Below are 13599 nucleotides of genomic sequence, written 5' to 3'. Positions count from 1 at the left end.
CTTACTGTGGCTGCTGCTCGGCTTGCGCACGAGCGACGTCCATGGCCCCCTTCGCCGCATTGGGGAGGGCCGCCATAACGCCTTGCTGCATGGCTTCCTGCTGAGCCTCCTGCTGGAGGACCTCAGGAGACTTGATGAGGGAGGTGAGGTCTTCGATGCCGTAGCTGACACCAAACCGTCGCCCGACCTCTGAGGGGTCCGTGATCTTGCGGAGCACTTCCGGCCCATAGATGCCAGACATGTCCTGCATCCACGCCCTCAGCTTGTTCGCGGAGTGGTTCCGACCCATCGCCTCGAAGCCCGTCACGATCATCGGCAGGACCGACTTCGGGAGATCAGGGGCTTCGTTGGCGCGCTGCAGGATGTAGAGCAGTCGATGCACCAGCGGGAGCTGGAACTCGGCCGAGAGGACCGTGTAAACGCCACCAAGGACGTTCTCCAGTTCTTCCGCCATCGCCCGAATTTCCTCCGCCGTCACGCGCTCAGCGTTGCGGACGGTGCCGGACTGCAGCATGAAGGCGTGACTCAGGCGCAGTTCAATCCGCTCAGCGACCTGACTGGCTACCGAGAAGTCCATCTGCTTGTCGAGCTGGAGAGCTTGCACCTTGTCGGCGTAGCCGGTGAGGAAGTCGCCCGTGGCCGCGCCGGCCAGGTCGTCGACATCCACCATTGCTCCGGGATCGACCAGATACACGATGCGGGCCGCCACCGCGGCGAACTGAATGATCGCCTTGTTGAGGTCCTCCAGAGACAGGAGGTCGCCGATGTACTCGGACACGTGAGCGCGTCCATAGTCGCTGCCCGGAACGGACTGCCAGCGAAGCGCCATCCAGCCACTCTTCTCCCGAGGGCTTCGGCCTTCGGTTCCGGGGAGGGGGATGTCGTTGATCTCTTGATGGTGGACGATGTCGTCCCCTTCCACCCGGATACGGGTGTACAGGTCCAGCGTCTTGGAGGTGCCTTCGCCCTCCTTCAGGTCAACCTTGGCGGCGGCAAGGACCTTCGGGTCGAGCGTCGCGGGATAGACCTGCTCTTGGATGACGGCCTCAATGATCCGGCCGCGTTCGTCCCGCAAGACGACGTACTGGTCCAGCCGGTACATACGCGGAGGGCCGCCGTCTGCCGGGAAGAACAGGAGCGCATTGCCGGCAATCACAAGGTGCCGCATGACCTCCATGAAGACAGGGCGGGAGGCGCTGGTCTCCACAAGAAGCTGTGCCTTGGAGGAGATACGCGCCAGCGCAGCTTCAGCTTCAGAGGCGTCCGTCCCGAGTTCTCGGGCGGTATCCTCATGGATGTTGAGGCGGAAGAACTGCTGATCAGGTGGGAACAGCGTAACCAGCAGCCAAGCAGCGAGGTTGTTGACCGCACGAGCCCCAAGGGACTGGTAGGGCTGCTCGAAGGAGGCACCGAAGTTCTGCCCCTGCTCGGGGACAAGTCCCGGGATCGTCAGCTTCGAGTTGGCCCGAGCGCGATCGAGGGCAGTGGTGCGGGCATTGGAGAGGGCAGTGAAGCGCGACTTAGCGCTCGCCGTGAGAGGGCGGGTCGAGGGAGTGTCGACCACTTACCCCGCGGCCTTCGCCTTCTTGATCTTGCCGAACGCAGTGGCCATCCCGTCCATTCCGGTCTGCCCACCCATGATGCTGTTCAGGGTGGCCTGAGCCGTCGGGCGGGATGCTATGGGGCCGGCGGCGGGAGCTGGAGCCGCCACAGCGCGTGTCGTGCCGGGGGCGATCTTAAGGCTGCTGCGGCCGGAGCGCGCCGCCTTCATCGTGGGGTCGCCGCCGTCGAGGTATTCGTTGCGGATCACGACCGGCTTCGGCGCTTCCGTCTTGTTCACCTTAGGCGTCTTAGGAGCGCACAAGGGATGATCCTTTCGGACGACTGGATCGACTGCGCTCCCTCAAGTCCTTCAGGAAGAGGACGAGGTCTCGCTTGCCGCCATAGAATAGGGTGGTGTCTCGATCGTCCTCCGGCCGCGCTGGCTTCTCGGGGAACATGCGATCGAGCATGTCTACCAGCTCGCTAGCGCTGGAGGGGAACTGAGCCATGGGCATCCTTGGTGAAGGTGAAAAAATAGGGCCACCCTGTGCCGAAGCACCGAGTGACCCTCGAGAGACAACCACAGGAGAACCTTAGGAGAATGTCCTTCCATATCTCCAACCGGAGGGGCGGAAGTTTTCTTTTCTCCAAGGGTGAGTGCTAATTGACCCTCTAGTGGAACTAACGGTTTTGCGTGGGTTCCCACATCTTGATCTTGCTGCCGTCCACGTACCCGTGGCGCAGGATGAACGCGAGGCGCGCCTGTGTGAGGGCGTTGGCTTCCGCCTGTCCCGCCTTCTCGAAGGTCGAAACGATCGCGCTCCACTGGTCCATATCTGCGCGGCGCCAGCGGATTTCGATCTCGCCCCTGCGCTTGCCCGACTTCAGTTCGTGCTCGTAGCTTTCCCACCCGAGTCCGTTGAGGATGTCTTCGGCCGCAGCGGGGCCGGTGCCGGGGCAGCCGGGGTATCCGTCGACCGAGTCACCGCACAGGGTCTGCCACAGGTGGAACCTGTCGGCCTCCTCCATGCTGATCGAGACGACCTTCTTACGATCCTTCATCGGGTTGCAGAGCAGACCCGGGATCGTCTTCATGTCCTTGTCGGCCGAGACTATGATCCGGTCGCCCTTGTGAGGCTCCGTTGCCATGATGCCTTGTACGTCGTCGGCTTCGAGACGGGCCATCCCGCGGCACGGGTAGGTCTCTGCGATCCAGTCCTTCAGGTCGTAGAGGTGGACCGGCCGCTCGGTGCCAGCGCGGTTCTGCTTGTAGGTCGGATCGATTAGCTGGCTGCGGAAGTTAATGACCTCGTCGGACAGACACACGATCAGCTCGTGGCCCTTAAGGTCTTCCATCAGCTCGTCGATCTCGTCTCGGACGTACCGCTTGGCCTCCTCCAGCTTGCCGTCAACAGACACGCAGGAGCCGTCTCCATTCCAGTCGATCGTGTCTTGGAAGGCGGCGGTCGTGCGGTAGGCGAGGAGGTCGGCGTCGAATAGGATGGTCCTCAACGGAACGGTATCGCTACGCAGAAGACCAGTACAAAACGCTTGAAGTCGAAGTATATCGACACTGCGTCCTTAGTCGCGGAAGCGTTCCACCGCTTTACACGGACGAACCTCACCGCGTGTCTCCCGGGCAGGGCGTAAGGTTCGCCGCACGAAGCTCCTTTACCTCGCCCTTCAGGACGTGGCGGGAGGCGGCGGCGATCTTCGCCAGGGTGAACACGTCGTCGCCCTTGCGGGCACGGACTGCGGGGTCTTCGGCGGCCGGCACCTGAGCAATCTCACAGGCCACCGGCACCGCAACCTTCACCTCGATTGGAGGAGCCGGGGGCGGGGGGAGTGAGGAGACCTTCTCGTCACCGCAGGCGGTCAGCGCGAAGACCGGCGTGATGAACAGCAGACCCCTGAGGATCCAGTAGCGGAGCAACTTCATGCTTCGGAGACTCCCATCTTACCGAGCCGATCGCTCAGGCTGGCGTCGGCCCCGTTGAGGACGGCCTTGGTCATGTGTGGATCGCAGGGGATGGAAATGGACTTGCCGGCCGCGTCCTTGGCCGTGATGGTCACGGCCATACAGTCGCGGAACAGCTTGCGGACCTCCTGCCGCGCGAACACGAGGGTCGCCGCCCGGGTAATCTGGTCTTCGGTCATTCCACCAGTTCCTTCTCAAGGAGGTCACGGGCCGCGCGGCACTGCGCAAGCTCGCCCTCGGGTGCTGTGAGGGCGAGTAGCGAGGTAGCCTTGCCCGCCTCTACGGACGCTTCCTGCCGTGCTGCTGCGAGGCGCTGATTGTAGGCCGTCCGGTCGGCATCGGCCGCTGCGCGTAGGGCGTCGATGCTGGCGGACTGGCGCTTGATGGCTTCGTCTCGCTGGTCGACGGCCGCTGCGTAATAGGTCGTGGCTTCGGTCAGGAGGCTTATGCCTGCTGCTTGTGCCTCGATCTCAATGTCCTTCGCCTTCCCGGCGTTGATGGATGACCACAAGCCGACGGAGAGAAGGGCGATAGCGATCCACGGCCCGATCTTCAGGGCGAGCTTCAGGTAGTTCATGGGGGTCACTCCGGTTCGGTGGACTGCTTGATGCGCAGTGCTGTGCCGATCGCCGCGAGGAGGGCCGCCGCCCCAGCCCCGTAGTCGGTGGGGCTGAAGGCGTGGCCGAGGGCGATGACGTCGTAGGTGGCGAGTGCGAGGAACTGCGCCCCCATGAGGATGCCACCGATACGGATGACGTCAGGGGTCGCGTTGTCCTTGCCGGTGGTCAGGTGTCGGATCACCCGCAGAGCGGTGCGGATCACAGGCGCCGGTTCCCGACCAAGTCGAGAAACTGGTCCATACGCAGCCGCGCGTGATCGGCGTCCATCCTGTCGTAGAGGCCATCCAGCGACGGAGGGGTCCGATCGCCTACCCGCCGGTATGCGTTGGTGGGCACACCTTCGGGCACGACATCCGCCAGTTGCTCCAGCAAGATAACCGTACCTTCACAGCGGATGTCGAGGGTATGGATATCCCGCTCCGAAGAACGCCAATGGTCTCCCCGCTTCCGGTTTCGCGCGCTTTCCGGACCCCACAGCCGTCGCTCTCCAACCCACGAGAAGCCGTCACCTCCGTTGAGCGGGGTGCGGTACTCGAAGTGGTCGAAAAGTTCTGTACAGGCTTCCCACTGCGCCGCAGCGTCGGGGGCTGGGCCGTTCGGTAGTCCGACATACACTCGGTTCGCCACTGCGCCCGAAAGCACGGTGGTCACGAATGGATATCGGTGGTCGTGAGGGATGACCAGCTCAGGCAGGTCGTGGAGGTCGCCCTCGAAGAAGTAAACCTTGCGAGTCAGCTTCTCCGAGCGCGAGAGACAGAGGTAATCGAAACCCCGCGTGTGAAAGTTTCGATAACTATTTGCGCAGATGGTTTCGATGTCGTCCATCTTAGGTGACCTTCTTTCGGCTGCCGTAGTGCCAGCTTCCGCAGTCCTGACACTGGAGCCTCTGGACCTGCATGGTGCGGGTCCGGCGCCAGCCTCGGCTGTGGAGCTTAGTCGACGAGCAAGCGGGACAGGTGTGGGCGGGCTGGCCGACTAGGTGAGGGTGGTTCGTGATGTACGGGAGGACGCGGAGGTAGAGCTTCTCCAAGAGCTTGACGTCTTGGACGCAATACCGGGCCATCTTCTTCTGTGACTTCGGGTCGCCATTCATGACGCCCTTCCACAGCCCGAAGCCTTCATGCGTCAGCTTGTTGCCGAGGCCGAACCGCGGACCCACGTAGCCTAGCTTGTGGATGCCGAGCTTGAGCCGGCGGACGGACTTGAAGACGTCGATGGAGGTGGCCGGCGCCGGGGGCGTCATGCCAGCCAGCGCGAACTCGCCGTTGAGGATCGGAAGGTCGAACTTGTCACCGTTGTAGGTGATGAGAGCGTCCGCCTGATCCATCAGGGCGTGGATGCCTTCGAGCATTCCTTGGTGGCCGTGCTCCCACTCGGAGAACAGGAACGACTGCTTGTCGCCCACAAACTTCGCGCCGACACAGATGGTGCCGCCGGGGGCGATCACCTGTTCAGCACCCACCCGCTGATCCCAAAAGCCCCACACGTATGCGGTGGCCGGCTTGGTTTCGATGTCCAGCACGAGGACGCGGGAGGTAGTGGTTTTTGGTTTGATGGGGTTCTCCTAGTGACTGTCGGACCAGTTGAGGCCGACTTGATAGGCGCCCGCCATGGGACACCTGAGGTTGAACTGGCGGCCGGCCTCGGCGATGGCCCATGCCGCGAGCTGGCCGATTTCCTCGGCAACAGGCTCGTCGACCTCCATCTGGAATTCGTCGTGGATGTTCGCGACGAAGCCGAGGTAGTGGCCGGTGGGGGAGGTGAACACTCCGTCTAGTGGATGTACTGTCCAGCCTTGAGCCAAGAGTGCATCAACCAGAAGGACCAGAGCCTTCTTCATCAGGACAGCGCCGCCGCCCTGAAGGAGCGTGTTGAGAGCAGCGTGGGCCGAACGGACTCGCAGCAAGCCGCCGTCGATGGTCTTGAGGTAGCCCTTAGCGGAGAGCTGCTTGACCTTCTCCTGCACCTTGCCGAGAGCCGGAAGCCCTTCCTCGGTCCTCTTGCGGGCTTTCCCGCCGAGGTTCGCGAGGGCCTTATCGCGCGCCGGCCCGGGCGGATGCTTGGCGTTGAAGAGGGTGCGCCTCTCCTCGGTCATGTCATCGTAGATGATCGTACCGAGCTTGAGGTTACCCGCGCCGTAGAGGTAGGCGTAGATGTAGGTCTTGGCGGAGTTGCGCTTGTTGAGCCCGACGACCTTCTGGTTCACGGTGTGAACGTCGGTGCCTTCGGACTGCTTGCCGTTGATGACGGTCTCGGCATACGCCCCGCCGTCGTACTTCGCCATGTAATGCGCGAGCTTGCGCAGCTCCAGGCCCTCGGCGTCGCAGCCGACGATCCTGCGTCCCTTCTTGACCGTGAATAGGGCACGGCATTCCGGGCCGTAAGGCGCGCCGCAGGACGGGACCTGAGCCATGTTCGGCGTCGAGTGCGTCATACGGCGGGTGATCGCCCCGAGAGTGTTCACTCGGCCGTGCACTCTGCCATCCTCGCGGACGGCTTTGAGCCACGCTTGCTTGCCCTCGGCGAGCTGCCCGAGCCGCTTCTCAACGGTCAGGTAGTCGACGATCAGCTTGGCCTCAGGATAGTCGAGGCCGGCCAGCGTGGTTTCGTCCACCTTCGGCTTGCCGGTGTCGGTGAACTCGACCGGGTGCCACCCGAATAGCTCGATCATCCGCTTCGCGATGTGATCTCGGGAGCCCGGGTTGAAGGACGTCAGGACGACCTTCGTGAAGGAATGGCCGGCGATGTAGCCGTACCGGCGGTTGTCCCGCTTGGGCGTGATGACATCGACCTTGCCGCCCTTGCGGACGGGCTCGAACCACGGCTTGAAGGTCGCCCGGAGTTGATCCTCCAGTTCCGCCTTCCGACCCACAAGGGTTCGGAGGAGGTCGTCAGCCGCGAAGCCGTCGAAGACGAACCCGTGGCGCTCCTGCCAGAAGATGATTTGAGCTACCCGGTGTTCGAGGCGCAGGGCCTCTGTCGGATAGTTCTTGCCGATCACCAGCTTCCAGAGCTTCTCCGTGACCACGACGTCCTGCGCCGCGTACTCTTCCATGTCGGGGTTGAAGTTGCCCCACACGAACTGCGTGAGAGCGTCGCCGGTCAGCCCGAGGGCCTTGCCCTGAGCCTTGCGGACCTCGCCATAATCGCCCTTGTTCTCGCCGAGGCGAATGCCCCATGCTTCGAGCTTGTGCGATCCGACCAGCTTTCCGAAACCTTCTGGCCGCTTGCGCTTACGGATGGCTGCGGAGTCGATGTCGGAGAGGTGCGGGTAGAGGAGCCGCGTGTAGAGCAGCGTGTCGTGGACTTGGCCGATCGGGTAGGAGAACTGCGGGTAGAGCTTCTGGATCGCGGGGATGTCGAACGCCACGACGTTGTGGCCGATCAGTCCGTCCGCTTCCTGAAGCATCCGAAGGCCGTCCTTGATCGAACCGTCCCGGGCTGCCGGGGAGCCGTCGCTGAATGTGCCTTCGTTGAATCGGTATGCGCGTCCATCGTCGAGGTCGATGACGTGCAACGTGTGGATGCGCGTAAGCTCATCCAGAAGTCCGTCGGACTCCAGGTCGAATATGAGCAGCGATGTCTCCTTGGGTTTAGTCGGCCTCCAGGGATTTGAACCCCGACTTCCGGTGCCACCCTCCGGCCCTCTCGCTGCGAGAAGGGACTCCGCAGGGGAGGCGGTGGCGTTCTGCCGTTGAACTATCGGCCGGCAATGTGCGGCGTTTTGTCACTCTTGCTGAGGGTGGCCGCGTTCCTCAGGTCAGCCGGGAGCGACCCGGTCTAACCTCGCTCAATCCAGCAGGGTCGACAGACGCTTGCGGACACGCTCCGCACGGGTCTTCTCGCCGATCACGGCATCCGCCTTCTTGAAGGTCGACAAGCGGAAGTCGGCTTCTCGCAGCGAGACAGCTTCTTCGCGATTGCGGCTAGCTTCGCGGGCAGCGGCGAGGCTGCTCAGCGTGGCCTTCTTCTTGACGATGTGCTTGTCCAGCTTGGCGTCGAGCTTCGAGAACTGCCCGAGGACGCCGTCGAGGCCGCGGTCGAAGACGTCGGCAAAGCGGAGCAGGATGGCGGCGAAGATGGCCTTGGCGGCGGCAATGAGAGTGGTCTTCTGGATCATGTACGTTCTCCGTCTAGTGGAAGTTCAAAGGAAAAGGGGGAGGTCACCGGCCGGGTGCAGGGGCCAGCCCGGGTACTTCTTCGTGAAGCGTTCCCAGCGCCGCCGGCTGCGGTCGAGCTGCTTGTCGTCCTCGCAGCGAAGCAGGGTGAACCGCTGTTGCTGCTGGTCGGCCAAGTACTCCTCCGAGCGGAACACGTCGGTTCCGTCGTGGGAGATACGGCACAGCCCGAAGTCCATCCGGCCGGTGATCGTCTCGGGGCCGGTGCTCAGGCAGATGAGCTGGTAGTCGAGGGTCGGGGCGAGGATGTCGAAGACACCCACGCACTCCTTCGTGGCCCATTCGCCGTACTGACCGAGCGAGTTGTGGAGCATGTTGGGCGACGGCAGGAGGTGCTGCCGGACCAGTTCGTAGTTGTCGTCGAAGGAGGCCGAGCAGTTCGGCGCGAAGATGTCGACGTCCTTGATCGGCCGGCCGTTGTCGAGGTCACGCAGGCAGCCACCGGCAAGCATTGCGCCGGGGAAGACCTTGCGGACATGCGCGAGGGTCTCCGCCCAAGCGGAAGGTATGTTCAGCATGAGCGAAGCTCCGTCTTGTGGAAGTGTTAGTCGAAGAAGCGAGCGCCCTTGGATGCGCGGCTCGGGGGCAACCCGAGGTCCTGCTCCAGTTCCTCCTGCAACAGTGCGAGGGCTCGCCATGCGACCATCGCTGAATGTCTCATGCCCTTGTCGTCCAGCTTGCCGGTGTCGACGAGGTGTCGCATGATCTTGTTGCGGTGATCCAGCGACTTCCCTCGGTCCCAATGCATGGGTTGGCCCGGGTGGTGCTGTTTGGTGGCGGCGTGGGAGAGGCGCGAGACCTCCGCCAATGCGTTCGGGAAGTAGTCCAACAGGCCGTCTGCCATGGGGAACTCAAGCCGCGCGCCGGCATCATCAGGCAGGGACGGGCGCTCGGGGCTGGCGCGCTCCGGCGGCAGCGTGTCGTAGAGAACCTGAGTGGTGCCCGGGGCGAACCGGCAGTTGGCCGGAAGCGTGGGCTCACTCATGCTCTTGCAGCCGGCCGGAGGACAGTCGCAGGGTGCCGGGTTCACGGCGGCCAATCCCCAGTCGAGCACCTTGCAGCCGGTGCACTCAAGGTCACGGCAGTCATGACCGCAGCCCCACCCGGGCGTCTTAGAGTTCGTCATCGGTTTCATCCTTGAACGGGGCCTTGCCGTCGCTGTCAGGCAGCTCGGTCTCGAACATCAGGCCGGTGTCTTTGTCGTATCGAAGGGCGATGAAGGGGCCGACGGCATCACCCGTCAGGCGGTCCTTCAGCCCGCGCACCACAGTTGGGCACGAGGCGTCCTGCTTGTTGCGCTCCAGGCCCACGAGGTAGTGAGACCAGAAGGCGATAGCGCGGGAGCCACGGAAGTGCTTCTCCTGCACCCTCCCGCCGTCCTCGTGGCTGGTCCCGTCGGGGGTCGCGAGGTGGCAGATGATGTGGATCGTGATGTCCAGTTCCTCGGCCAGCTCGGCCAGCTCGGCCATGATGCCGTCGAGGGCTCGGCGTTCGTCCTCCTCCGTGGCGGTCAAGGCGGTCATCGGATCGATGACGAAGTCCTTGATGCCGTGGGCGACCGCGAGATAGCGGAGGGTCGACTTGACGGTCTCCCAATTCCGAGCCCCCTTGAGGGACACCGAGAACAGGAGGTCGCTGAAGGACTGGATGGCAGTCTTCAATTCTCCCTTGTCGTAAACCGTGCCGGGGACGTGGACACGCTTATGGAGGATCATGCCGCCGAGCGTCTGAAGCGTCCGCTTCTTCGGCTCCTCGTACAGGATCGTCGCCACGGGGCGGGGTGGCGGCATCGGCATGAGGTCCGAATGGTCCTCTCCAAGGTCCGGCCGCATGGCACAGAGAACAACCTGCTTCAACAGCGTCGTCTTTCCTGAGCCGGTGCCTGCACCCCACCCATAAATGGCGCCGCGCTGGACGCCATAGGTAGCCTTCGTCATCGTGCGCCAAGGCCACGGCAGGCCCCACGCGGGAGCCTCGCAAGCCTCGTCGATCGCTGTCTCGTCGAGTTCGTTGAGGATGTCGGGAGTCCACTGTCGGGCGGACCACACGGCATCGACCAGCTCCTTCGAACGGCCGGCCTTGACCATGTCGTTGGCATCCTTGAGCGGAAGCGCGGCGACATACGCCTTGCCGACCGGCAGGAGCGGAAGGCATTCCTCCAGAGCCTCGCGGCCGGGTTCGTCTTCGTCGAACAGGAGGACGATCTTCTCGAACTTCGAGAGCCACTGGAGGCCCTTGACGATCGCCTTCTTGGCGCCGCTGGCTCCGGACGGAACGGACACGGCAGGCCAGCTAAGGCCCATCGCCTGCGTTACCGACATGGCGTCGATCTCGCCCTCGGTGATGACGATCATCTTGCCGCCATCCCGGCAGAGGTGCTGTCCGAAGAACGGCAGGGCTTTCTTCAGGTCACCGAGGACGGTGAAGTCCTTGTTGGGAAGGCGGACCTTCTGAGCGACCATGCGGCCGGTGTCGTCGAAGTAGGGAGCGACGTGGCACTTCCGGCCGTTGAGGACGCCGACCTGATAGCCGAACTTCTCGCAGGTGCGGTCGTCCAGCTTGCGGCTCGGGATGGCCTCGACGGTGCCCCGGATGAGGTCCTTGGCCTTACCGCCGGAGGAACCAGAGGACTGCTGCTCGTCGCCTTCGGCTTTCCCGTAGGCTTCGCACTTGTGGCAGAAGGTATGTCCGTCATCGTAGACGCCGTTGGCGTCAGACGAACCGCAGGCTTCGCAGTTCGTCTTGTAGAGCAACTCGCTCTCAGCCATGGGCGAGTTGCTCCTCGATCCAGGCTATCGCCTCGTTGTAGCGGCTCTCGGCGAAGGGGGCGTGGCCTTGCCAGCAAATCTCCCCTTGTGTTTCGCCGTATCGGCCGCCTTCAATCGCGATGGTGCCGTCAGCTTTGATGGACCCGTTCCAGTATCCATTGATGACAAGGAAGTTGATCGTTCCAGTCTTGTGCCGTCGGGTCACTCGGCACCACAGGGAGACGCGGTCGCCCTGCTTGATGGCGATTTGAGGTGCGCTCATCGGCGGCCCTTGGTCTTCTTCTCACGCCGAGTGACCGTCCAAGCAGCATCGCGCTTGATCGGCAGGCGGGTGCCCGTCAGGTCGACACCGATGTCCTGCGCTGCCTTCACGAAGGCGTCAGTCATGGCGGTGGTGCGGCGGATCAGGGGCTTGTCTTGGACGGTCACGGTCTTCTCCTTAGGTGGGTGTCAGGTATTCCACCGCTCGCCTCAGGATGGCCGGGTCCTCCTTCAACTTTCCGATGCCAGTGTTGCACTCGGAACAGAGAAGGCCACGGACCCGGCCGGTGGCGTGGCAGTGATCGAGGTGCTCCCGCCGCCCACCCTGCAGTGGGTCAGCACAAATTGCGCAGCGCGCGTCTTGCTGTTTGCGGAGTAGGGCACGTTGCTCGAAGGTCATCCCGTACTTCAGGAGGTGACGCTGTTCGCGCATACGGTGCCGGTAGGTGGGGCACTTCACTGCCTGTTGATGGTAGTCTGCGTGGCACTGCTTGCAGTACGACGCCAAGCCATCTGAGCGGCGTTTATCGGGGTAGAAGCCACCCGAATCCTTCACTGTGTCGCACTTGCGACATCGCTTAGTGACTGAGGCCATCCCACCAGTCTCGAACTGAGAAGCCGGGGCATGATGTCCTCACGCCGGGAACGTCGCGGTGACCGACGACCTCAAGCTCCGGGAGCCAGGTCTTCAGGTCCGTCGCGAGTGTGGCGAGGGTGGTGAGCTGCGCAGGGGTCGCGTCGTTGCCGCCTCCGACGAGGCAGACGCCGAGGGATCGGCGGTTGACGCGGTTCTCGTGGCCGCCCGGCATGTTGGTGGGTCGGCCCTCTTCGAGAGAGCCGTCACGCCGGACGACAAAATGGTAGCCGATATGACGCCAGCCCCGCGAACGGTGACGGCGGCGAAGCTCGGCCGCACCGATGTCCCCGTCAGTCGCGCCGGAGGCATGGACAACGAGAAGATCGATGCGGGTAAGCGGGAGGTACTTCACAGGGGTCGGATGCGGACCTCGATCTGACCGCTCTCGTGCCAACTCTTCGTGGCGACGAGGTGGGCGACCTGCGTGTCATCCGACCAGAACCGGCCGTCGACCGTGATGGCGTCGAGGACGGCCTTCACGTAGTTGTCGATGTCGGGCTTGGGGTGGGGGAGCTTGGTGGTCTTCGGGCGTTCCGCGAAGATCAGCACCTCGACCTCCAACGGCCCCTCGAAAGGAGCCGCGGGGGCCTCGACCTTGGAGAGCAGGCTGGCTGCCTGCTTCTGCCAATCCTTGTACTCCTTGGGGGAATAGAAGGACGCCATGGGCCGCTTCCCGGGCACCGCAATACAGCGGGCTCGGGGGCGGGGGGTTGGCATGGGGTCGAGGGGGAGGACGAAGGAGCCTGCCTGCGTCAGAGGTAGTGCCCGATCAACGCGCCAACGAGGGCGAATCCGGCAGCTTTAACAAGACCCGTGCCGGTAATCCGGGGGCTCGGCATACCTTTCGCGACGACAAGGACCGTAGCCATCATAATGATCCCGAACCATGCCGCGAACCCCCACAGGGCACCGACGATCACAGGCCGTCGTCTCCGTCATCGTCGGTGTTGAACGGGGCGTCGTTGCCCACGTCCATGTCGTCGATGTCGTCGCCTTCCTCGGCGCCGAAGCCGTAGCCGGCGGCATCGCGGGCACCGCCCGAGACGATCGTGATGACCTGCACCGCTTCGAGACGGAAGCTCACGCCCACGGTCTTGTCGTTCGCCGCGAAGTACGGGAACAGCTCGACGTTGAGCTTCAGGGTCGAGCCGCTGCCGATCATTGGCGGGTTCGCCAGCTTCTTGCCGGTGGCCGAGAAGATCGCCGGCTTGCGGGTCCACGGACCCTTCTTGCCGGTGCCCGAGGCGGTCATCTTAGCGTTGATGAGGACGCGGCCGGTCTCTTCTCCGGTCTCGTCATCTTCCTCGGCGGAGAACGGCGAGACCTTCGAGACGGCTTCGGTGGTCTTCTTGATGAGACCCTTCTTGCCCTGCTTCGTGAGGTTCTCGGTGATCTCGGCAATGACCTCATCGTACTTGGTGTCGATGAGTGCCTCGACCTCCTCACGGAGCTTCACCAGGCCCTCGTCATCACCGTCGATGGCGAGCTTGACCTTGTACTGGCCGGCCTTGTTGAACTTGTCGTCCGGCGTGTTGAGGCGGGGGTAGATGGCGACACCCTTGGGGGTGACGCGCTTGGGGAAGTTGTTAGCCATTAGGCGGAGTGTCCTTCTAGT

At 63.4% G+C, this 13599-nt stretch carries 20 protein-coding genes and 1 tRNA gene; all 21 read right to left on the bottom strand.

The window, feature by feature from the left end:
- Position 1: 1 nt before the first annotated feature.
- Positions 2-1564 (bottom strand): portal protein, encoded by a 1563-nt coding sequence (locus tag HWN72_RS13400; protein WP_211150443.1) that lies wholly within the window; start codon positions 1562-1564, stop codon positions 2-4.
- Positions 1565-1840 (bottom strand): hypothetical protein, encoded by a 276-nt coding sequence (locus tag HWN72_RS13395; RefSeq protein ID WP_211150442.1) that lies wholly within the window; start codon positions 1838-1840, stop codon positions 1565-1567. It lies immediately after the preceding gene.
- Between the two features lie 383 nt (positions 1841-2223).
- On the bottom strand, positions 2224-3054 hold the full coding sequence (locus HWN72_RS13390) for a hypothetical protein (protein ID WP_211150441.1): 831 nt from the start codon (positions 3052-3054) through the stop codon (positions 2224-2226).
- Positions 3055-3163: 109 nt separating this feature from the next.
- Positions 3164-3481: a hypothetical protein gene (locus tag HWN72_RS13385; RefSeq protein ID WP_211150440.1), complete on the bottom strand. Its 318-nt coding sequence runs from the start codon at positions 3479-3481 to the stop codon at positions 3164-3166.
- On the bottom strand, positions 3478-3699 hold the full coding sequence (locus HWN72_RS13380; protein ID WP_211150439.1) for a hypothetical protein: 222 nt from the start codon (positions 3697-3699) through the stop codon (positions 3478-3480). The genes HWN72_RS13385 and HWN72_RS13380 overlap by 4 nt, the downstream gene beginning before the upstream one ends.
- Positions 3696-4097 carry a hypothetical protein gene (locus HWN72_RS13375; protein WP_211150438.1) on the bottom strand — a complete coding sequence of 134 codons (402 nt, stop codon included), beginning with the start codon at positions 4095-4097 and terminating at the stop codon, positions 3696-3698. Before HWN72_RS13375 ends, HWN72_RS13380 begins: the two co-directional genes overlap by 4 nt.
- A 5-nt stretch (positions 4098-4102) precedes the next feature.
- Positions 4103-4342 (bottom strand): hypothetical protein, encoded by a 240-nt coding sequence (locus HWN72_RS13370; RefSeq protein ID WP_211150437.1) that lies wholly within the window; start codon positions 4340-4342, stop codon positions 4103-4105.
- Positions 4339-4965 carry a hypothetical protein gene (locus tag HWN72_RS13365; RefSeq protein WP_211150436.1) on the bottom strand — a complete coding sequence of 209 codons (627 nt, stop codon included), beginning with the start codon at positions 4963-4965 and terminating at the stop codon, positions 4339-4341. Before HWN72_RS13365 ends, HWN72_RS13370 begins: the two co-directional genes overlap by 4 nt.
- Before the next feature lies 1 nt (position 4966).
- Positions 4967-5662 (bottom strand): ribonuclease H-like domain-containing protein, encoded by a 696-nt coding sequence (locus HWN72_RS13360; protein ID WP_211150435.1) that lies wholly within the window; start codon positions 5660-5662, stop codon positions 4967-4969.
- A gap of 42 nt (positions 5663-5704) precedes the next feature.
- Positions 5705-7657, bottom strand: a complete 1953-nt coding sequence (locus HWN72_RS13355) for a DNA polymerase (RefSeq protein WP_211150434.1) — start codon at positions 7655-7657, stop codon at positions 5705-5707.
- Between the two features lie 80 nt (positions 7658-7737).
- Positions 7738-7849, bottom strand: a tRNA-OTHER gene (locus HWN72_RS13350).
- Positions 7850-7930: 81 nt separating this feature from the next.
- Positions 7931-8260 (bottom strand): hypothetical protein, encoded by a 330-nt coding sequence (locus HWN72_RS13345; RefSeq protein WP_211150433.1) that lies wholly within the window; start codon positions 8258-8260, stop codon positions 7931-7933.
- 24 nt (positions 8261-8284) lie between these two features.
- On the bottom strand, positions 8285-8836 hold the full coding sequence (locus tag HWN72_RS13340) for a hypothetical protein (RefSeq protein ID WP_211150432.1): 552 nt from the start codon (positions 8834-8836) through the stop codon (positions 8285-8287).
- Positions 8837-8862: 26 nt separating this feature from the next.
- On the bottom strand, positions 8863-9444 hold the full coding sequence (locus HWN72_RS13335) for a dATP/dGTP diphosphohydrolase domain-containing protein (protein WP_211150431.1): 582 nt from the start codon (positions 9442-9444) through the stop codon (positions 8863-8865).
- A complete protein-coding gene (locus HWN72_RS13330) occupies positions 9431-11086 on the bottom strand; it encodes a toprim domain-containing protein (protein ID WP_211150430.1) in 1656 nt (551 codons plus the stop codon). Before HWN72_RS13330 ends, HWN72_RS13335 begins: the two co-directional genes overlap by 14 nt.
- Positions 11079-11348 carry a hypothetical protein gene (locus tag HWN72_RS13325; RefSeq protein WP_211150429.1) on the bottom strand — a complete coding sequence of 90 codons (270 nt, stop codon included), beginning with the start codon at positions 11346-11348 and terminating at the stop codon, positions 11079-11081. Before HWN72_RS13325 ends, HWN72_RS13330 begins: the two co-directional genes overlap by 8 nt.
- Positions 11345-11515 carry a hypothetical protein gene (locus HWN72_RS13320; RefSeq protein ID WP_211150428.1) on the bottom strand — a complete coding sequence of 57 codons (171 nt, stop codon included), beginning with the start codon at positions 11513-11515 and terminating at the stop codon, positions 11345-11347. The genes HWN72_RS13325 and HWN72_RS13320 overlap by 4 nt, the downstream gene beginning before the upstream one ends.
- A gap of 10 nt (positions 11516-11525) precedes the next feature.
- On the bottom strand, positions 11526-11780 hold the full coding sequence (locus HWN72_RS31990) for an endonuclease VII domain-containing protein (RefSeq protein ID WP_353231257.1): 255 nt from the start codon (positions 11778-11780) through the stop codon (positions 11526-11528).
- 145 nt (positions 11781-11925) lie between these two features.
- Positions 11926-12336, bottom strand: coding sequence for an N-acetylmuramoyl-L-alanine amidase (locus HWN72_RS13310; protein ID WP_211150426.1), 411 nt, complete (start codon positions 12334-12336; stop codon positions 11926-11928).
- On the bottom strand, positions 12333-12701 hold the full coding sequence (locus tag HWN72_RS13305) for a RusA family crossover junction endodeoxyribonuclease (protein WP_211150425.1): 369 nt from the start codon (positions 12699-12701) through the stop codon (positions 12333-12335). The genes HWN72_RS13310 and HWN72_RS13305 overlap by 4 nt, the downstream gene beginning before the upstream one ends.
- Positions 12702-12900: 199 nt before the next feature.
- Positions 12901-13578, bottom strand: coding sequence for a hypothetical protein (locus HWN72_RS13300; RefSeq protein WP_211150424.1), 678 nt, complete (start codon positions 13576-13578; stop codon positions 12901-12903).
- Positions 13579-13599: the final 21 nt, after the last annotated feature.

This window comes from Novosphingobium sp. HR1a, assembly GCF_015594425.1.
Lineage (GTDB): Bacteria > Pseudomonadota > Alphaproteobacteria > Sphingomonadales > Sphingomonadaceae > Novosphingobium > Novosphingobium resinovorum_A.
This window is presented reverse-complemented; position numbering and strand designations above follow the sequence as displayed.